21 protein-coding genes and 1 pseudogene are annotated in these 16,953 nt (G+C 69.8%); 13 read left to right on the top strand and 9 right to left on the bottom strand.

Annotated elements, in window-relative coordinates; genetic code table 11:
- Nucleotides 1-7: 7 nt before the first annotated feature.
- From AC069T_RS00110 to AC069T_RS00070, 9 genes and pseudogenes are all read left to right on the top strand, one after another.
- Entirely contained in the window at nucleotides 8-214 is a 207-nt protein-coding gene (locus AC069T_RS00110; RefSeq protein WP_478780550.1) for a hypothetical protein, read from the top strand.
- Entirely contained in the window at nucleotides 211-480 is a 270-nt protein-coding gene (locus AC069T_RS00105; RefSeq protein ID WP_478780549.1) for a hypothetical protein, read from the top strand. The genes AC069T_RS00110 and AC069T_RS00105 overlap by 4 nt, the downstream gene beginning before the upstream one ends.
- Nucleotides 414-860: an SLOG family protein gene (locus AC069T_RS00100; RefSeq protein ID WP_478780825.1), complete on the top strand. Its 447-nt coding sequence runs from the start codon at nucleotides 414-416 to the stop codon at nucleotides 858-860. The genes AC069T_RS00105 and AC069T_RS00100 overlap by 67 nt, the downstream gene beginning before the upstream one ends.
- Nucleotides 861-1,186: 326 nt before the next feature.
- A complete protein-coding gene (locus tag AC069T_RS00095; protein ID WP_478780548.1) occupies nucleotides 1,187-1,360 on the top strand; it encodes a hypothetical protein in 174 nt (57 codons plus the stop codon).
- Nucleotides 1,347-1,787, top strand: a complete 441-nt coding sequence (locus AC069T_RS00090) for a cytidine/deoxycytidylate deaminase family protein (RefSeq protein ID WP_478780547.1) — start codon at nucleotides 1,347-1,349, stop codon at nucleotides 1,785-1,787. The genes AC069T_RS00095 and AC069T_RS00090 overlap by 14 nt, the downstream gene beginning before the upstream one ends.
- Nucleotides 1,781-1,951, top strand: a complete 171-nt coding sequence (locus AC069T_RS00085) for an excisionase family DNA-binding protein (protein WP_478780546.1) — start codon at nucleotides 1,781-1,783, stop codon at nucleotides 1,949-1,951. The genes AC069T_RS00090 and AC069T_RS00085 overlap by 7 nt, the downstream gene beginning before the upstream one ends.
- Nucleotides 1,952-2,000: 49 nt before the next feature.
- A complete protein-coding gene (locus AC069T_RS00080) occupies nucleotides 2,001-3,215 on the top strand; it encodes a tyrosine-type recombinase/integrase (RefSeq protein WP_478780545.1) in 1,215 nt (404 codons plus the stop codon).
- A gap of 87 nt (nucleotides 3,216-3,302) precedes the next feature.
- Nucleotides 3,303-3,833 (top strand): annotated as a pseudogene (locus AC069T_RS00075) (amidohydrolase family protein); the annotation flags it as partial.
- Between the two features lie 135 nt (nucleotides 3,834-3,968).
- Nucleotides 3,969-4,322: an ATP-binding protein gene (locus AC069T_RS00070; RefSeq protein WP_358854936.1), complete on the top strand. Its 354-nt coding sequence runs from the start codon at nucleotides 3,969-3,971 to the stop codon at nucleotides 4,320-4,322.
- Between the two features lie 111 nt (nucleotides 4,323-4,433).
- On the opposite strand, the gene AC069T_RS00065 is transcribed toward AC069T_RS00070, so the two are convergent.
- The 5 genes from AC069T_RS00065 to afsQ1 form a co-directional block, all read right to left on the bottom strand.
- Complete coding sequence (locus AC069T_RS00065; RefSeq protein ID WP_388787672.1) at nucleotides 4,434-4,634, bottom strand: PspC domain-containing protein; 201 nt, start codon at nucleotides 4,632-4,634, stop codon at nucleotides 4,434-4,436.
- 90 nt (nucleotides 4,635-4,724) lie between these two features.
- On the bottom strand, nucleotides 4,725-5,276 hold the full coding sequence (locus tag AC069T_RS00060; protein ID WP_478780544.1) for a VanZ family protein: 552 nt from the start codon (nucleotides 5,274-5,276) through the stop codon (nucleotides 4,725-4,727).
- Nucleotides 5,277-5,625: 349 nt separating this feature from the next.
- Complete coding sequence (locus AC069T_RS00055; RefSeq protein WP_478780543.1) at nucleotides 5,626-6,237, bottom strand: hypothetical protein; 612 nt, start codon at nucleotides 6,235-6,237, stop codon at nucleotides 5,626-5,628.
- Nucleotides 6,234-7,784, bottom strand: a complete 1,551-nt coding sequence (locus AC069T_RS00050; RefSeq protein WP_478780542.1) for an ATP-binding protein — start codon at nucleotides 7,782-7,784, stop codon at nucleotides 6,234-6,236. The genes AC069T_RS00055 and AC069T_RS00050 overlap by 4 nt, the downstream gene beginning before the upstream one ends.
- Nucleotides 7,781-8,458 (bottom strand): two-component system response regulator AfsQ1, encoded by a 678-nt coding sequence (gene afsQ1 / locus AC069T_RS00045; RefSeq protein WP_099505496.1) that lies wholly within the window; start codon nucleotides 8,456-8,458, stop codon nucleotides 7,781-7,783. Before afsQ1 ends, AC069T_RS00050 begins: the two co-directional genes overlap by 4 nt.
- Nucleotides 8,459-8,729: 271 nt before the next feature.
- Between afsQ1 and AC069T_RS00040 the strand changes: the two genes are divergently transcribed.
- Nucleotides 8,730-9,488 (top strand): SigE family RNA polymerase sigma factor, encoded by a 759-nt coding sequence (locus AC069T_RS00040; protein WP_478780541.1) that lies wholly within the window; start codon nucleotides 8,730-8,732, stop codon nucleotides 9,486-9,488.
- A gap of 158 nt (nucleotides 9,489-9,646) precedes the next feature.
- Here the strand turns inward: AC069T_RS00040 and AC069T_RS00035 are convergent, their stop codons facing one another.
- Nucleotides 9,647-10,282 (bottom strand): uridine kinase family protein, encoded by a 636-nt coding sequence (locus AC069T_RS00035; RefSeq protein WP_476754433.1) that lies wholly within the window; start codon nucleotides 10,280-10,282, stop codon nucleotides 9,647-9,649.
- A 126-nt stretch (nucleotides 10,283-10,408) separates the two neighbouring features.
- On the opposite strand from AC069T_RS00035, the gene AC069T_RS00030 reads away from it, so the two are divergent.
- On the top strand, nucleotides 10,409-10,810 hold the full coding sequence (locus tag AC069T_RS00030) for a hypothetical protein (RefSeq protein WP_478780540.1): 402 nt from the start codon (nucleotides 10,409-10,411) through the stop codon (nucleotides 10,808-10,810).
- A gap of 121 nt (nucleotides 10,811-10,931) precedes the next feature.
- Here the strand turns inward: AC069T_RS00030 and AC069T_RS00025 are convergent, their stop codons facing one another.
- Genes AC069T_RS00025 through deoC form a run of 3 tightly spaced genes read right to left on the bottom strand, consistent with a single transcriptional unit; the run spans nucleotide 10,932 to nucleotide 14,252 of the window.
- On the bottom strand, nucleotides 10,932-11,819 hold the full coding sequence (locus AC069T_RS00025; protein ID WP_478780539.1) for an aldehyde dehydrogenase family protein: 888 nt from the start codon (nucleotides 11,817-11,819) through the stop codon (nucleotides 10,932-10,934).
- Nucleotides 11,812-13,290: an aldehyde dehydrogenase family protein gene (locus AC069T_RS00020; RefSeq protein WP_478780538.1), complete on the bottom strand. Its 1,479-nt coding sequence runs from the start codon at nucleotides 13,288-13,290 to the stop codon at nucleotides 11,812-11,814. Before AC069T_RS00020 ends, AC069T_RS00025 begins: the two co-directional genes overlap by 8 nt.
- A gap of 5 nt (nucleotides 13,291-13,295) precedes the next feature.
- Nucleotides 13,296-14,252, bottom strand: coding sequence for a deoxyribose-phosphate aldolase (gene deoC / locus AC069T_RS00015; RefSeq protein ID WP_478780824.1), 957 nt, complete (start codon nucleotides 14,250-14,252; stop codon nucleotides 13,296-13,298).
- 112 nt (nucleotides 14,253-14,364) lie between these two features.
- Here deoC and AC069T_RS00010 point away from each other — a divergent pair, with 112 nt between their 5' ends.
- Together AC069T_RS00010 and AC069T_RS00005 are read left to right on the top strand one after the other, a co-directional pair.
- Nucleotides 14,365-15,006 (top strand): PH domain-containing protein, encoded by a 642-nt coding sequence (locus AC069T_RS00010; protein ID WP_478780537.1) that lies wholly within the window; start codon nucleotides 14,365-14,367, stop codon nucleotides 15,004-15,006.
- Between the two features lie 208 nt (nucleotides 15,007-15,214).
- Entirely contained in the window at nucleotides 15,215-16,864 is a 1,650-nt protein-coding gene (locus tag AC069T_RS00005; RefSeq protein WP_478780536.1) for a hypothetical protein, read from the top strand.
- Nucleotides 16,865-16,953 lie beyond the last annotated feature (89 nt).

The raw sequence follows: 16,953 nt of genomic DNA, 5'->3' as shown, positions 1-16,953 counted from the left end.
GGGATTCATGGGGGCAATCGTCAACTTCCTCACGCAGAGATGGCGTGCTCAGGAAGACGACTTGATCGGCGGTTGGTGTGTGACACCGGAGGCCGATAAGCGCACGCCGGCAGAAGGGGCGCCTTCGCTGGCTGACTTCTGCACGAAGGAGATGGCACGACACGTTGCCGCTCTCCACAACGCATGGCTCGACGACACGGGAGAGAGCAAGTGAGTGACAACGAGAACGAAAAGGAAGCCGCGGGCTCCTTTGAAGAGCTTATTGCGGGCATCGAGACCGAGATGAATGCTGATCGGCTGCAAAAGCAGGGCGCCTATGCGATCACAGCGGCTCGCATCTCGGGGACGGTCATCACTGAGGCGTTGGCCACGGGTGTCCCGTACGAGCTGGCAAAGGAGATGGCGGCAGACACCTGGAACTCCATCATGGGCTTTCATCCGCTCCTTGCGGAGGACTCGGGCTCGGATGTGGACCTGTAGGGGTTCCGATCAGACTCCTCGTCACAGGCTCTCGTACCTGGACTGATGCAGCTCTCCTTGAGGGCGTGATCGGGGAGTTGCTGTGGCTGAAGAGGTACAGGCCCCGTGATGTCCTGCTGATTCACGGGGCCTGCCCTCGGGGCGCTGATGCGCTGGCCGACCAGTTCGCCCACGAGGTCGGAATGAACGTCCGCCGGCACCCGGCGGATTGGGACGCGCACGGTAGGCGTGCGGGGTTCATCCGTAACGCCGAGATGGTCAGTGCTGGAGCTGAGCTGTGCTTCGCCTTCATTCGGGGTGGAAGCGCTGGAGCCTCCATGACTGCTGACCTCGCCCGCAAGGCAGGGATACCAACTCACGTTTTCACACAGGAGGATTGATGACCTCAGATATGGAATCTCGCTGCGAGCGGTGGCGGAAGGGCCTAGGGGGACTGCCTTACGCCTCCATCGTGCCGGACCGTGAACCGGCGTTGAAGTACCACGTTGGCCTTGGCCGTGCTAAGTCGGCCGTTGCTTGGGAGCGGCCCAACTACTACAACCGCGACTCTCGGCAGTTCGAATATCAGGGTGTACGCGGTGGTGAGGTATTCGAAAGGGACGGTAGCGGGTGGAGGCTCCTCTACCGAGTAGAGGCGGGAACCCTTCCGGAAAACCTCCCTTGGAGGACTGGCGAGTGATCGAGGACGACGAAATGGAGATGGACTGTGAGTGAGGCTCTTCGGGCGTTCCTCACGGAACTCTCAGACCTGACAGAGAAGTATGGGTTCGTCATAGAGGGCGACGTGGACAGCATGGGCTACAAGGGATTTGCTGCTGTCCGGGGAAACGGCATCAGGCGGGACCTCGTCCACGACGGTGAGCGGTATGACGCCTTCTAAGAGACCATCACGAGACATGTGGGCCCTTGGCATAGCTGATGCTGTGGCCCCCATGGGTGAGTGTGTGCGCTCCAAGGTAGGGGCCGTCCTTCTTGACCGTAAAGGCCGACTGGTGATGGACGGTTACAACGGTGTTCCTGCCAAGGAGAAGAGCTGTCTCGATGGCGTCTGCCCACGTGGTCGGCTCACCTACGAACAGGTGCCGGCGGGCAGTGACTATGGGAACTGCATTGCCATTCACGCTGAAGAGAACTTGCTCATCCACGCCCGCCGTGAAGACCTGGAGGGCGGCACGGTCTACGTGACTCGTGCCCCCTGCTATCGCTGCCTTCCTCGCTTGAAGGCCGCGGGAGTGTTCAGAGTGGTGTGGCGCACTGAGACCGACTGGGACGCCAAGGTATTGGACTGGGGGAAGAAGTCATGTTGATGAGTCCTGATCAGGCAGCGGAGTTCCTGAGCGTGCCCAAGCGCTCTCTGATGGACTCGTACAAGCGGTGGGGGCTGCCCTACGTGAAGGTGGGCAAGCACGTTCGGTTCCCAACTGAGGCTCTCGCCAGGTGGGTTGACGGTAAGTTGCGCGCTGTGGAATAGTCCGGGCCGTCAGCACGCAGGTACTTGAACCTAGTGGGAGGTTCACAACGTGGCTAAGGTCTGGAAAGAAGAATGCGCCTGCCCGAAGGCGAAGAAGACGACGTGCCGTCACAAGCCGTGGAAGGTGCGTTACCGCTCTCCTGGCGGTCGAGTAGGGAAGCAGCTTGAGGCTTCGTTCAAGCTGAAGGAGCAGGCCGACGAGTTCGCTACGAAGGTCGAGCGGGACAAGCAGGTCGGCACGTACATCGACCCGAAGCAGACGGGCCGACTGTTCTCCGATGTGTGGAAGGAGTGGCTTGCCGCCGGCATGCGGGAGCCGTCCACTCTCGTTTCCTACGACTCGATTTACCGCAATCACCTTGAGAAGGTGTTCGGGCTTCGTCCCATCGGCTCTATCACGTCCAAGGACATAGCTGCCTGGAAGCGGGACCAGGACGAGCGAGCCGCAGCCTCTACGGCGCATCACCGGATGGTCGTGCTAAAGACGATCTTTCGGTACGCGCACGAAACGGAGGTCATTCCTCGGAACCCTGCCCTAGGTCAGCGTCAGAGGGGCAGGGCGGTCCCCATCGCCCGTCAGGTGAAGCCCACGGAGATCCCGACTACCGGAGAGGTGCAGGATCTCTTTGAGGCCATGTGGGGGCCGCTGAAGGCTTCCATCTGGATTCAAGCGGGTTCCGGTGCACGTGTAGGGGAGAGCCTCGCAGTCAGCCGCACGTCCCTGGAGGCAACTCCCGGTCTGCTGAAGCTCTGGCAGCAACTCACCACTCACGGAGCCAACGAGGGCAAGGGGCGCGGGGTTGCCTTCAAGGACGAGCTGAAGTGGAGCCGTGAGGCTCGGCTGACGCCTCTCAGTTACACGGTGCAACAGGCGATTGATCGGCACTTGGATGAGTTCGGCGCGTGGGGGGAGCACGGTTGGTTGTTCCAGAGTCCCAAGTACGCGGGACAGCCCATCTCGTTCAAGTCCTATGCCGACCACTGGAGCAAGGCTCTGGAGAAGGCAGGACTCAAGGGTTCGGGGTACACGCCCAAGAGCCTTCGGCACTACTTCGCTTCGGTGTGCATCGCGGGTGGCGTGCCCCTGTATGAGGTGGCTCAGTGGATGGGGCACAGCTCCACTCGGGTCACTGAGACGACCTACGCTCACCTCCTGGCCGACGCGCCCAACCGGACCATGGATGCGGTAGAGGTGGCCATCCTGGAGCATGCTCGTACAGTGATGGCAGACAGGCCGGTCGTGGTGGCAGTCGACGCCGCGTGATGACAGTTGGACCCCGTACTGACTTCGTGATGAGAGTCGGTGCGGGGTTCGACATTTTCCCAGGTCAGAGCACTGTGGTTCAAGTACAACCACTTCACCATCCACGCGGGCGAGGCCTTCGGGCTCCCCTCGATCTGGCAGGCGCTCCAGTGGTGCGGTGCCGACCGGCTCGGTCACGGGGTGCGGATCATCGACGACATCGAGGTCCGTGAGGACGGCTCGGTGCGGCTGGGGCGCCTCGCCTCGTACGTGCGGGACAAGCGCATCCCGCTGGAGCTGTGCCCCAGCTCCAACCTCCAGACCGGCGCCGCCGACTCCTACGCCGCCCACCCCATCGGGCTGCTGCGGCGGCTCCACTTCCGGGCGACCGTCAACACCGACAACCGCCTCATGTCCGGTACGAGCATGAGCCGGGAATTCGAGCACCTGGTCGAGGCGTTCGGTTATTCACTCGACGACATGCAGTGGTTCTCGGTCAATGCTATGAAATCAGCATTCATTCCTTTCGATGAACGACTGGCCATGATCAATGACGTGATCAAGCCCGGTTATGCCGAGCTGAAATCCGAATGGCTGTTCCAGCAAACCTTCTCCACCAGCGCTTCTGCGGGTGCCTGAGGGCTGAGGAATCGTCTGGGAAGCGGCCGGGAATGCGTGACCCGGCCGCTTTTCGATGTTTGCGGCCCGCGGGCTCACGTGTTTACGGTCGGGGACCGCTCACATCCCCGTCACGCATTCAAGGACGCATCCCACATGAAGCAGTCTGCTGCCAAGACCCTCGGTGTCGCCGCCCTCGGCGCCGCCTTCGCCGCCGCAGGCGCCGGTGCCGCGAACGCGGCGCCGGCCGCGCCGGACGCCTCCTCGGCGCTGGACAACGTCACGAAGACGCTGCCGACGGAGAACGTCGGCAAGTCGCTGCCCGGCGGGAACGACACGCTCGCCCAGGGCAAGGACGCGCTGGGCCAGGTCGTGCGCGCCGCCCAGCCCGCGGTCGGACAGCTGCTCGCGGAGGGGCCGGCCGGGCCGGTGGCCGGGCTGCTCGGCGGACTGCCGCTCCAGGGGCTGCCGACGCACGGTCTGCCCGTCAACGGCGTGCCGCTGGGCTGACGCCCGAACCCTTCCGTACGTACGCCGATGGGGCGCGCCCGGCTTTCCGGGGGCGCCCCACGTGTGCTTCGCGGCCTGGCTGTCGCAGGCGCGGGCCGGCGGACCGTGCCCTCACCACGCCGTGCGGATCTTGTCCTCCGAGGGGAACAGGAACCACAGCGCTATGTAGAGCAGGAACTGCGGGCCCGGCAGCAGGCACGACACCAGGAAGATCACTCGCATCGTCGTCGCGGAGGTGCCGAAGCGCCGTGCCAGCGCTGCGCACACTCCGCCGATCATGCGACCTTGGGTGGGGCGGACAATGGCGCTCATCCTGGCTCCTTCGTGAACCGTGTCGAGGCTTCCGGTGCGGCTGCCTCACTGACGTCAACGCTACGGTCACGTAAAGGGCGAAGCGTCGCTCTACGGTGCGATCCCGACCCTGGGAATCGTCGGGGTCAGACCCTGAGCCAGCTCCTCCGGGCGGACACTGGCGCGCTGCCGCGTGTCGGCCCTGCGGCGGAGGCGGGCCCGGACGGCGGGTACGACGGCCAGGTGGGCCAGGGCGACGCCCATGGTGTTCAGCAGCAGGGAGTCGATGTCGACGACCTGGCCCGGTACGCCGGTCTGGAGCAGCTCGATGCCCAGGGAGATCAGGGCGCCCGCGGTCATCGTACGGAACAGGGAGGCGAGCGGGGAGACGGCGAGTCTGCCGTCGGCCAGGGGGAGCAGTACGCCCAGGGGGGCGAGCAGGGCCAGGCCCTCACCGATGCGGCGGGCCGCTTCCTGCGGGCTGAGGGCGAGGTCGGCTCTGATGCCGGCGAAGGGCCGCAGGTTGGCGGCGCTCACCCAGGGGACGTCCAGGGGGCGCAGCGTGATCCAGGCGACGAGCGCGAGGTGGGCGACGAGGAGGACACCTCCTGTCGCACGGACGCGGACCACGGCGCTGTCGCCGTTCGTACCTTGACGCTGCACGCACCCGTAGACGCGGGGGTCGGTGGGATCGGTTCCGGGTGGGGCGGGGGTCACATCCGTCCGGCCCCGGCGTCGGCCCCGGCGTCGGCCCCGGCCTCGGTTCCGGTATCGGCATCGGTTCCGGTGGCTCCGGTGGGGCGCCCTGGCCCGGTGCGTGGGTCGGGCCGCACCGGTACATCCGCCCGTCGCATGTCGGGCGTGCACCTTGGTTACGGGGGCGGACCGGCGCTTCCTGCCCGGCCTGCAACGGGCATCCGATGTACCGGCACGGCCCCTTCTGCCGGAGGGCGGGTGCGGGTCGTGCCTACTGCGGGTGGGCAGGTTCGGGCCGCGGGTGGAGGTCCGGGGGTCAGCTCGGGTCGACGGCTGTGGACGGCGGGGACTCCGTGCCGGGGCGGGAGCGGACTTCCGGGGTGCAGTCGTAGTGGTGGAGCGGCTGGGGGGAGGGGCCGCCCAGGATGACGGAGCCGTCGTCCGCCGCGGTCGCCTCCGAGTTGGCGAACGTGCAGATGATCTGGGCGAGGGCGTACGAGGTCAGGTCGTCCGGCGGCGTACTGAGCCGGAACGTGTTCTCGGGGTCCTTGCCCTGCGGCCCGCTCACCCGCGTACCGGCCCGCACGTCGGTCGTGTAACCGGCCTGCGTCTCCGGTGAGGAGGGCTTCTTGGCGAGCTGGTCCAGGAGACCCTGGGCGACGAGCACCCGCCGCTGCGCCTCAGCCGTACCGTCCGGAATGCGCACCGAACGGTCCAGGGTGACCAGCTGCGAGGAGCACAGCAGGAAGACCTGGACCGGGATGCCGGGCGCCGACCGGGTGGAGATGTCGGATGCCGAGAGCGCGCACGGCACCCGGGACGGCGCGGGCCCGAAGTCCGTGGGGACCTGGGTCGAGCGGATCCCGCAGCCCGTGAGCAGCGCGGCCAGCACGGGCAGCGCGAGCCACGAGCGAAGTCGTCCCCTCATCCGGCGTCCTCCTCCGTGCCGTCCGCGTCCGGCGGCGTGGACGTGTCCTGGGGCAGCCGCAGGGTGAAGACCGCGCCGCCCTTGGGCGAGTTGGCCGCGGTGATCCCGCCGCCGTGGATGTGCGCGTTCTCCAGGGCGATGGACAGGCCGAGGCCGCTGCCCTCGGAACGCGGCCGGGACGCGCTCGCCTTGTAGAAGCGGTCGAAGACGTGCGGAAGGACGTCCTCGGGGATGCCGGGTCCGTGGTCCTGGACCTCGATCAGCAGATCGTCCGACTCCTTGCGGACGAAGACGCAGACCGGCGAACCGCCGTGCTTGAGCGCGTTGCCGATCAGGTTGGCGAGGATGACGTCCAGCCGGCGCGGGTCGAGCCGGACCATCATGCCGCGCTCGGCGTTCAGTTCCACCGCGTCCAGCCAGGCGCGCGCGTCGATGCACGCCGTGATCTGGTCGGCGATGTCCACGTCGTCCAGGACCAGCCGGGCCGTGCCCGCGTCGAAGCGCGTGACCTCCATCAGGTTCTCGACGAGGTCGTTCAGCCGGCGGGTCTCGCTGACCACCAGCCGCACGGCGGGCTCGATCATCGGGTCCACGCTGCCCGTCTCCGCGTCGAGCTCCTCTTCCAGCACCTCGGTGACGGCCGTGATCGCCGTGAGCGGCGTCCGCAGCTCGTGGGACATGTCGGCGACGAAGCGGCGCGACGCCTCGTCACGCGCGCTCATGTCCGCGACACGTTTCTCCAGCGCCTCCGCCGCGCGGTTGAACGTGCGGGAGAGATCGGCCAGTTCGTCCGTCCCGGAGACCCGCAGCCGTGTGTCGAGCTTGCCCTCGCCGAGCCTGCGGGCCGCGCTGCCCAGCCGGTGCACCGGCTTGAGGACCGTGGTCGCGGCGGCCTGGGCGAGCAGCGCCGAACCGATCAGTGCCAGACCGGTGGCGATGCCCAGCGACCAGGCGAGGGAGTTGAGGTCCTTGGCCTCCGGCTCCAGGGACTTGAGCATGTAGCCCGTCGGTCCGCCGCCGATCACCTTCGTGCCCGCCACCAGGTACGGCTGGTCGTTCTCGACGATCCGCTGCCAGTACAGGTGGTAGGCGTACTTGTTGTGGGAGGAGACCGACTGTCTCCTGTTCACGGCCTTGCGCAGGGACTTCGGTACGTCCTCCAGCGTGAAGGCGTCCAGGTCCGAGTTTCCGGTGACGGTACGGCCGTCCTTGTCCTCGACGACCAGCAGCACGCTGAACCGCTGGCTGCTGCTCGCCATCTGCCCGGCCGTGTGCTGCAGTTCGTCCTGCGTCGGGTGCGGGCGCAGCGCGCTGGCGCGGTTCTGCATCTCCTGCTGGAAGTCGCGCAGCACCGCGTCCTGGGTACGGGTGAGGACGGCCTCGCGGTTGAGCCAGTAGGCGATTCCCGACGCCGACACCGCCGCCGTGAGTGCGACGAGCCCGAACACCACGACCAGGCGCAGCCGCAGGCTGGTGAAGCGCAGTCCCGCCAGTCTCGCCCTGCGCGCCGCGGCCCACCCGCGGCGCTCGTCCCGCGGTGGTGTCACTGAGGATTGTCCAGCCGGTAGCCGACTCCGCGCACGGTACGGATCAGGGTGGGCGAGGACGGAACGTCCTCCACCTTCGCGCGCAGGCGCTGCACGCACGCGTCCACCAGGCGCGAGTCGCCCAGGTAGTCGTGCTCCCAGACCAGCCGCAGCAACTGCTGGCGGGACAGCGCCTGTCCGGGCCGGCGGCTCAGCTCCAGCAGCAGCCGCAGCTCCGTCGGCGTCAGTTGCAGGTCCTCGCCGTTCTTGGTGACCGTCATGGCCGCCCGGTCGATGACCAGGGAACCGAACGTCGCCGAGTCGTTGGCCTCCCGCTCACCGCGCCGCAGCACGGCGCGGATCCGGGCGTCGAGGACACGTCCCTGCACCGGCTTGACCACATAGTCGTCGGCGCCGGACTCCAGCCCGACCACCACGTCGATGTCGTCGCTGCGCGCGGTCAGCAGGATGATCGGCAGCTGGTCCGTACGCCTGATCCGCCGGCACACCTCGAATCCGTCGATGCCCGGCAGCATCACGTCCAGCACGATGAGATCCGGCCGTTGCTCCCGCAGCAGCTTCAGACCGTCCTCGCCGGTGGCAGCGGTGGCCACACGGTGTCCCTGGCGCGTCAAAGAGAGCTCCAGGGCCGTACGGATGGCGTCGTCGTCCTCGATCAGCAACAGGGAAGGCACGAACGTCATTCTGGCCCATGGCACGGTGGTCTATCGACCGTTGAAGCGCTCCCACTCATCTCTTGCACACATGGAAGGCAGCGGGAGCCGTCTGCGTAGTCGTACGGCTCTGCTCCGTGAACAAGCCGGGAGCACGCAGTGACGCGCCCGGGGACGCCCCCTGTGACAGGCCTGTGACAGTCGGCGGACACGGCCATGAAGTGACCGCGGCAAAGTTTTCGACACGAGCACGGCAGGCAGGGAACCGGGACTCCACGACGGGGGGCGCGAGATGAACACGCTGCACAGCACCAGCACGAGCGCAGTGGTCACGCGTCTTCACGACGTCAGCAGGAGCACCGGGGGAGGCCGGGGCTGCGCTCGGAACGCCGGGCGTCAGCACACCGCGTACATGACGGTGGTTGACGCGTTCACGGGGGGAACCACGGCGGCGGACGCCGTCGCCGCCGGCGGGGGAGCTCACGGGGGAGCCGCGTACGGGGAGGGCACGGGGGAGCGTCGCTCGGTGTCGGAGGCGGAGTTCACCGCCTACGTCCAGGAGCGCCGCGCCTCCCTGTACGCAACCGCCTACCACCTGACCGGTGACCGCTTCGAGGCCGAGGACCTGCTGCAGAGCGCGCTGTTCTCGACCTACCGGGCGTGGGACCGGATCAGTGACAAGGCCGCGGTGGGGGGATACCTGCGGCGGACGATGACCAACCTGCACATCAGTGCCTGGCGTCGTCGCAAGCTGAACGAGTACCCGACCGAGGAACTGCCGGAGACCGCCGGTGACACGGACGCGATGCGCGGCACCGAACTGCGCGCCGTGCTGTGGCAGGCGCTCACCCGGCTGCCCGAACTCCAGCGCACCATGCTGGTCCTGCGGTACTACGAGGGCCGCACGGACCCGGAGATCGCGGCGATCCTCGACATCAGTGTCGGCACGGTGAAGTCCAGCATCTGGCGGTCGCTGCGCCGGCTGCGTGAGGACGAGGTCCTCAGCTTCGGCCGTGACGAGGAGGAGTCCTTCGGCGAGCTCGTCGCCTGAAGGCAGAGGGGGGACCACGGGGGAGCGGTTCCGGGGGGAGCCGCTGTGGTCACGGGGGACCACGGGGGAAAGCACGGGGGAGCACGGAAGAGCGGGACTGGAGGGCCGGGGGGCCGTCCGGTCCCGCTTTCATGTGCGCGGGAATTGTCAGACAGGCGCTAGGCCGGGCTCCTGGCGTCCGCGCAGCGGCCCGCCGCCGCGCCCGCCAGCCGCCCCAGCGCCTCGTCGCGGTCGCACGCGTACGCGCCCAGTGACGTCTGCCGGGCCACGATCGTCCGCTCGGCGCGCATCAGGCGCCAGCCGCGGCGCAGCAGGAACGGCACGGACTTGCGGCCCTCCCTGAGGTCGCGCAGGAAGCGCCGGCGGAAGGTGGTGAGGGGGCCCCGGGTCAGGCACAGGGCGTCGGCCAGGACGCCGAGTTCGCGGCAGCGCCCGACGATCTCGGCGGCGAAGATGCCCTCGGCGATGAACAGCGGGGTCCGGTCGATGTGGAGCGTCTCCGTGCCGGTGCGGGCGCTCAGCGAGAGGTCGTACACGGGGACGGTCGTACGGCCCGTGCGGCACAGCTCCGTGATGGCGGCGACCGCGGTGTCCGCGTCCCAGGACAGCGGGTGGTCCCAGTCGATGTCGGAACTCCCCTCCACCTGGGGCAGGGTCGGGTCCGTACCCTCCTTGTAGAAGTCGTCGAGCCGCAGCACGGGCAGGCCCGAGCGGGCGGCGAGGAGGGACTTCCCGGAGCCGGACGGGCCGGAGAGCAGCACGACCCGGGCGGGTATGGGCGGATGGGAACTCACGAGAGTCCAGTGTGAGGCATCGGGCGGCCCCGGCGGACCCTGCGGGTCGGCGTTGGAGCGTACATCACACCTCAACTACCCTACGTGTCGACCCGATTACTTGAGCACCAGAAGGCGGCACCAGCCATGGCTCGACACGCACTCCTGAACACCCCGACCACCCGGCGCGCCCTGGTGGCCCTCGCGACGGCGGGTGCGGCGCTCGGGGCGGGGGCCTCCACGGCCGCCGCGGAGACCCAGGACGTTCTCGGTGTGGCGCACACCCGGCCCACCTCGCTCGGCAACATCGACCCGCAGGCCGGTCTGCAGGCGCTGACCGGCACGGTCGGCTACGTCACCGGCCCGGTCGCCGGGCTCAAGCCCAACCCGCTCGCCGGTACCGGAGTCGACCCGCTCGACAACGGCGTCGGCACCCAGCTGGGCGACTTCCGGCCGCTGACCTCCCAGGCCCTGACGAGGCCGCTGGCGCAGGCGCCGTCGGTGGGCAGCATCCCGGTGGTCGGTCAGGTGGCCGGACTGCTGCGCTGACAGGAGGAGAGCCGCGCTCCCCCTGGACGGAGGGGAAGCGCGGCTCTCCGGCGGACGGGACCCCGGGGGCGGGAGCCGGGATCCCGGGGGCCGTGGCGGCCGGCCCCGGCCCGGTGGCGGCTCAGTACGAGGAGCCGGACGCGCCCAGTGAACCCGTCGGGTGCCAGACCGTCTTGGTCTCCAGGAACGCCGTGAGCCGCTCGATGCCCGGCGTCCGCGCGTAATCCACAGGCTGTGGACGGAGGACGCGCTTCAGGTTGTCCGCGGCGGCGACCTCCAGCTCCTTCGCCAGCGCCTCGTCGGCGCCCGCGAGGTCGATCGCGTTGACGTCCTGGTGCGCGGCCAGCGGCGCGGCGATCTCCGCCGTCCGGCCGGAGAGGATGTTGACCACACCGCCGGGCAGGTCGGAGGTGGCCAGCACCTCACCGAGGGAGAGCGCCGGCAGCGGCGACTTCTCGGAGGCGACGACGACGGCGGTGTTGCCCGTCGCGATGACCGGGGCGACGACGGAGACCAGGCCGAGGAACGACGACTGCTGGGGCGCCAGGACCGCCACCACGCCCGTCGGTTCCGGCGTGGACAGGTTGAAGAACGGACCCGCCACCGGGTTGCCGCCGCCGACCACCTGGGCGATCTTGTCGGTCCAGCCCGCGTACCAGACCCAGCGGTCGATGGTGGCCTCCACCTGGTCGGCCGCCCTGGACTTCGACAGCCCCTCGGCGTCGGCGACCTCGTGGACGAACTGCCCCTTGCGGCCCTCCAGCATCTCCGCGACGCGGTAGAGGATCTGGCCGCGGTTGTACGCGGTCGCCCCCGACCAGCCGCCGAACGCCTTGCGGGCGGCCACGACGGCGTCCCGGGCGTCCTTGCGGGACGACTGCGGCGCGTTGGCCAGCCACTTGCCCTTCGGGTCTGTCACCTCGTACACCCGGCCGCTCTCGGAACGCGGGAACTTCCCGCCGACGTACAGCTTGTAGGTCTTGAACACCGACAGTCGCGCATCAGACATCGAGGTACGCCTCCAGGCCGTGGCGGCCGCCCTCGCGGCCGAAGCCCGACTCCTTGTAGCCGCCGAAGGGCGACGTCGGGTCGAACTTGTTGAACGTGTTGGACCAGATGACGCCCGCGCGGAGTTTGCCCGCCACCGCGAGGATGCGGGAGCCCTTCTCCGTCCAGATGCCGGCGGACAGGCCGTACTGGCTGTTGTTGGCCTTCGCCACGGCCTCGTCCGGCGTGCGGAACGTGAGCACGGACAGCACCGGGCCGAAGATCTCGTCACGGGCGACGGTGTGCGCCTGGGTGACGTTCGTGAAGAGCGTCGGGGCGAACCAGTAGCCGGCGGACGGCAGTTCGCAGGCCGGGGACCAGCGCTCGGCGCCCTCGGCCTCGCCCTGCTCGGTGAGCGTGGTGATGCGCGCCAGCTGCTCGGCGGAGTTGATCGCGCCGATGTCCGTGTTCTTGTCGAGCGGGTCGCCGAGGCGCAGCGTCGACAGGCGCCGCTTGAGCGAGTCCAGCAGCTCGTCGTGGATGGACTCCTGGACGAGGAGGCGCGAGCCCGCGCAGCAGACCTGGCCCTGGTTGAAGAAGATGCCGGTGACGATGCCCTCGACGGCCTGATCGACGGGGGCGTCGTCGAAGACGATGTTCGCGCCCTTGCCGCCCAGTTCGAGGGTGGCCTTCTTCCTCGTGCCCGCGATCTGGCGGGCGATGGCCTTGCCGACCGCGGTCGAGCCGGTGAACGCGACCTTGTTCACGTCCGGGTGCCCGACGAGCGCGGCGCCCGTGTCGCCGTATCCCGGGAGGATGTTGACGACACCCCGGGGCAGGCCCGCCTGGCGGCAGATGTCCGCGAAGAACAGGGCCGACAGCGGGGTGGTCTCCGCAGGCTTCAGCACGACCGTGTTGCCGGTGGCGAGCGCCGGGGCGATCTTCCACGCGAGCATCAGCAGCGGGAAGTTCCACGGGATGATCTGGCCGGCCACGCCGAGCGGGCGCGGGTGCGCGCCGCTGTGCCCCTCGGTCGTCCTCCGGCCGAACCCGGCGTGTTCGAGCTTGTCGGCCCAGCCCGCGTAGTAGAAGAAGTGCGCGGCGACCAGGGGGAGGTCCGCGTCGCGGGTCTCCCGGATGGGCTTGCCGTTGTCCAGCGTCTCCAGGACGGCCAGCTCACGGCTGCGCTCCTGGATGATCCGCGCGATGCGGAAGAGGTACTTGGCGCGCTCGGAGCCGGGCAGCGCGGACCACTTCTCGAAGGCCCGGCGGGCGGCCTTCACGGCACGGTCGACGTCCTCGGCGCCCGCCTGCGCCACCTCGGAGAGGACCTCCTCGGTGGACGGGCTGACCGTCTTGAAGACCCTGCCGTCGGCGGCCTCGGTGAACTCGCCGTCGATGAACAGGCCGTAGGACGGCGCGATGTCGACGACCGCGCGGGACTCGGGCGCCGGTGCGTACTCGAATGCGGATGACCGCTTCTCGATGGTCATGGTGATCAGTCCACCGTCACGTAGTCGGGGCCGGAGTAGCGGCCGGTGGCCAGCTTCTGACGCTGCATCAGCAGGTCGTTCAGGAGCGAGGACGCGCCGAAGCGGAACCAGTGGTTGTCCAGCCAGTCCTCGCCCGCGGTCTCGTTGACCACGACCAGGAACTTGATGGCGTCCTTGGAGGTGCGGATACCGCCGGCGGGCTTCACGCCGACCTGGATGCCGGTCTGCGCCCGGAAGTCGCGGACCGCCTCCAGCATCAGCAGCGTGTTCGCGGGCGTCGCGTTCACCGCGACCTTGCCCGTCGAGGTCTTGATGAAGTCGGCGCCGGCCAGCATCCCGAGCCACGAGGCCCGCCGGATGTTGTCGTACGTCGACAGCTCGCCGGTCTCGAAGATGACCTTCAGGCGGGCGGCGCCCGAGGCCTCCTTCACGGCGACGATCTCCTCGTACACCTTCATGAAGTTGCCCGCGAGGAACGCGCCCCGGTCGATGACCATGTCGATCTCGTCGGCGCCCGCGGCGACCGCGTCGCGCACGTCGGCCAGCTTCACGTCGAGCGCGGCACGTCCGGCCGGGAACGCGGTCGCCACGGAGGCGACCTTCACCCCGGAACCTGCGACGGCCTCCTTGGCGGTGGCCACCATGTCGGGATAGACGCAGACGGCGGCGGTACTGGGGGCCGACCGGTCCGTCGGGTCCGGACGGACCGCCTTGGCGCCGAGCGCCCGGACCTTGCCCGGGGTGTCCGCGCCTTCCAGCGTCGTCAGGTCGACCATCGAGATGGCGAGGTCGATGGCGTACGCCTTCGCCGTGGTCTTGATGGAGCGGGTGCCGAGGGAGGCGGCACGCGCCTCCAGGCCGACCGCGTCGACGCCGGGCAGCCCGTGGAGGAAGCGGCGCAGCGTGCTGTCGGACGCGGCGACGTCCGTGAGTGCATGAGCAGCGGATGCAGTGGTGGGCATGGTCACGACCTGAGCATATCTACGCGCGTAGCGGCTGTACACCCCACGGGGTCGAAGTGACCTCGGCCACCGGGGACGGGCGCGGCCGCCACTGTCGGGCACAATCGGGGCCATGACGACCCCGGACCACCAGTCTCCCGCACCGGACGCCGCGCACCCAGAGCTGAGCGACCGGATCTACCGGTCGGCCGCGGGTATCGCGGGCGGCGTGCTCCTGCTCGCCATCGCCGGCTGGCTCGGCGTCGACGCGCTGATCACCGGGCACGGGCGCGCGCCCTGGCTGGCGCTCGCCTCGCTGATCCTGCTCGTCCCGCTGGTGGTCGCCTTCACACTGCGCCCCGCCGTCTTCGCGAACCAGGACCGGCTGCGGGTGCGCAACCCGTTCCGGGTGATCGTGCTGCCCTGGGGCACCGTCGGCTCACTGCGCTCCGGTTACTCCAACGAGGTCGTCGACACGACCGGCACCAAGTACCAGCTGTGGGCCGTGCCCGTCTCCCTGCGCGCCCGCAAGCGGGCCGCCAGGCGGCAGACCCGCAACGCCGCCGCGGACACCAGCGGCCGCACGTCCGCCGTCCCGGCCGAGCCGGTCCGTGCCCAGGCCGACCAGATCATGGACGACCTCCGGGTACTCGCCGAGGACCGGGGAGCCGCGCAGAGCGCCCAGGGCGAGGTCGGCGTGCGGTGGGCGTACGAGGTGATCGCCCCGGCGATCGCGGGGGCGGTGCTGCTCGCCATCCTGGTGGCGACGGGGTGACGGCCGTCCGCTCCTGGCGGGGCAGGTGCCGTGAGGTGCTGCGGGGACGGTCTCCGGGGCGCGGGCGGGCGGCGGTCGAACGGTGTTCGTGCACCCGCTCGCAGCCGTGCGTCCCTGTGGCCGCCTCCCTGAAGGGGGGCGGGCGGTCGTACCGCGCCGGCCCGTGTCCGCGCGCAACCGCGCCCGCGGCCGGAGCGTCCGGGAGACGATGAACACGCATCTCGAGGGGCCCGCGCGGCTGCCCGCGTCCGCCCTTCCCGACGGCTGCCGTGACTGGGACGGCGAGCAGGCCCGCCGCTGGACGCGGGCCCTGCCGCCGCGCTGGGTGCCGTCGCGGGTCCGGGCGCGCTTCCACCTGACGCCGAGCGTCCTCGTCCTTGGCGCGGGCTGCTTCCTGCCCCCGCTCGCGGACGCCCGCTCCTACGTCGTCGCGCTGCTCGCCTGCCACGTCGTCTGGGTGGCGGTGCGGCCCGAGGTCGTACCTGTCGCGGCTCCCGTGCTCGCCGTCGTCGTGCTCACGCAGCAGCCCCGGCCGGCCTGGGCGGTGACCGGACCGGTGCTCGCGGTACTGGCCCTGACCTGCGTGGCAGCCGTCGTACGGCTGCGGGCCCGGGCGGGCCAGCGCGCGGCGGCCCTGGCCGCGGCCGGCGGCGTGACGGCGCCGCGGCCGGACAAGGACTGGCCGCTGGAGCGCGGGAAGTTCCTCATCGCCGCCGGGCTCCTCCTGGCGGCGCTCGGCGGTGTCGTGGCGGCGACGGCGGACGTCTGGGACCTCGTCGACGACCCACGCCTGTCCCGCACGGCGGGCTGGTACGCCGTCGGGCTGGGGCTGACGACGTTCCTCTCCGGCCGCCTGGGCCGCCGCCGGACCGCCGCGCTGCGCGACTCCCCGATACCGGTACTGCGCGTGCTCGTGCGCGACGACGGCACCGGGGACACGGAGGTCTTCGCCGCGGACGATCCTCAGGCGCGACGGCCGCTGTTCACCGTCGCTCTGCGCGAACTGCCCGACGACGACGAGGACGAGGACGAGGACGACGAGGACGACGACGAGCGGCTCGAGGACCTCCTCGACGGTCTCGACTCCCCGGGTCCCCTGCGCGAGGCCGTCCTGCACGGGGTGCCCTGCGACGGCGCCGAGATCCTCCTCGTCGCCGCCGGGGAGGAACCGGACGAGCCGCCGTCCGTGGCCTGGTCGACGGGCCCGGTGCGCCCGCTGTCGGAGGGTGCCGCACGGCGCCGGGCCGCCGCGCTGAGAAGGTCCGCGGCCCGCGAGGCGCAGGACGAGGAGCGGCGCACGGCGGCGGCCGTGGCAACTCTGCACGCCGTACCGGTACCGGTACGGCGCTGGAGCGCGGGGTGGTGGGACCGCCTCGGCGCCGCCGGTCTCGTGTGGCTCGGCTGCTTCGCCTTCCTCGGCCAGGAAGGCCTCTGGCGCTACGTCCTGGGCGCGCTGACCGGCCTGGTGGGCGTGCTGTCGCTGCCCCGCAAGCTGGCCTGGCGCATCACCGCCGACAGCTCCGGGCTGTGGCTCAACGGCCTGCGCCGCGTCCAGCACGTCGCCTGGGACCACATCCGGGTGGTCGAGTGCCGGAAGACCGTACTGAGGGTGGACAGCCACCGGGCGTCCTTCCCCGGGTGGACGGTCCACGGCCCGCGGCTGCCGTGGCTGGAGCGCAGGCTGGGCCGGATTCACCCGTACGAGAGGGCGGCCGCCGAGATCACCGCCATGTGGCACGACCCCGCGCTGCGGCCGGCGGGCACGTGCGGCGAACGGCAGCGGGGGCGACGGCTCTGGCCTCTGAGCGTGTTGCTCGCGGCGGCCTGGGCGGCGGTGCTGGTCTTCCTGCTTCCCTAGGTCGTGTCCGCAAAGTCTCGTCGTCCGCCCGGAGGGCGGGTTCCGCGGCGTCTGGTGCGTGCTCTCGGCGTGCCGGGCGGAGACCCTCG

The sequence above is a fragment of the Streptomyces sp. NPDC043867 genome (genome assembly GCF_056435845.1).
Note: the sequence above shows the minus strand (reverse complement) of the source record. Positions and strands in the feature narration are given on the sequence as shown.

Coding starts and splice junctions, on each gene's coding strand:
- AC069T_RS00110 (WP_478780550.1), top strand. CDS start 8: ATGGGGGCAATCGTCAACTTCCTCACGCAGAGATGGCGTGCTCAGGAA.
- AC069T_RS00065 (WP_388787672.1), bottom strand. CDS start 4,634: ATGAGCGCCATTGTCCGCCCCACCCAAGGTCGCATGATCGGCGGAGTG.
- AC069T_RS00090 (WP_478780547.1), top strand. CDS start 1,347: ATGACGCCTTCTAAGAGACCATCACGAGACATGTGGGCCCTTGGCATA.
- AC069T_RS00010 (WP_478780537.1), top strand. CDS start 14,365: ATGACGACCCCGGACCACCAGTCTCCCGCACCGGACGCCGCGCACCCA.
- AC069T_RS00020 (WP_478780538.1), bottom strand. CDS start 13,290: ATGACCATCGAGAAGCGGTCATCCGCATTCGAGTACGCACCGGCGCCC.
- deoC (WP_478780824.1), bottom strand. CDS start 14,252: ATGCCCACCACTGCATCCGCTGCTCATGCACTCACGGACGTCGCCGCG.
- AC069T_RS00070 (WP_358854936.1), top strand. CDS start 3,969: ATGAAGCAGTCTGCTGCCAAGACCCTCGGTGTCGCCGCCCTCGGCGCC.
- AC069T_RS00055 (WP_478780543.1), bottom strand. CDS start 6,237: ATGAGGGGACGACTTCGCTCGTGGCTCGCGCTGCCCGTGCTGGCCGCG.
- AC069T_RS00040 (WP_478780541.1), top strand. CDS start 8,730: ATGAACACGCTGCACAGCACCAGCACGAGCGCAGTGGTCACGCGTCTT.
- AC069T_RS00030 (WP_478780540.1), top strand. CDS start 10,409: ATGGCTCGACACGCACTCCTGAACACCCCGACCACCCGGCGCGCCCTG.
- AC069T_RS00005 (WP_478780536.1), top strand. CDS start 15,215: ATGAACACGCATCTCGAGGGGCCCGCGCGGCTGCCCGCGTCCGCCCTT.
- AC069T_RS00025 (WP_478780539.1), bottom strand. CDS start 11,819: ATGTCTGATGCGCGACTGTCGGTGTTCAAGACCTACAAGCTGTACGTC.
- AC069T_RS00085 (WP_478780546.1), top strand. CDS start 1,781: ATGTTGATGAGTCCTGATCAGGCAGCGGAGTTCCTGAGCGTGCCCAAG.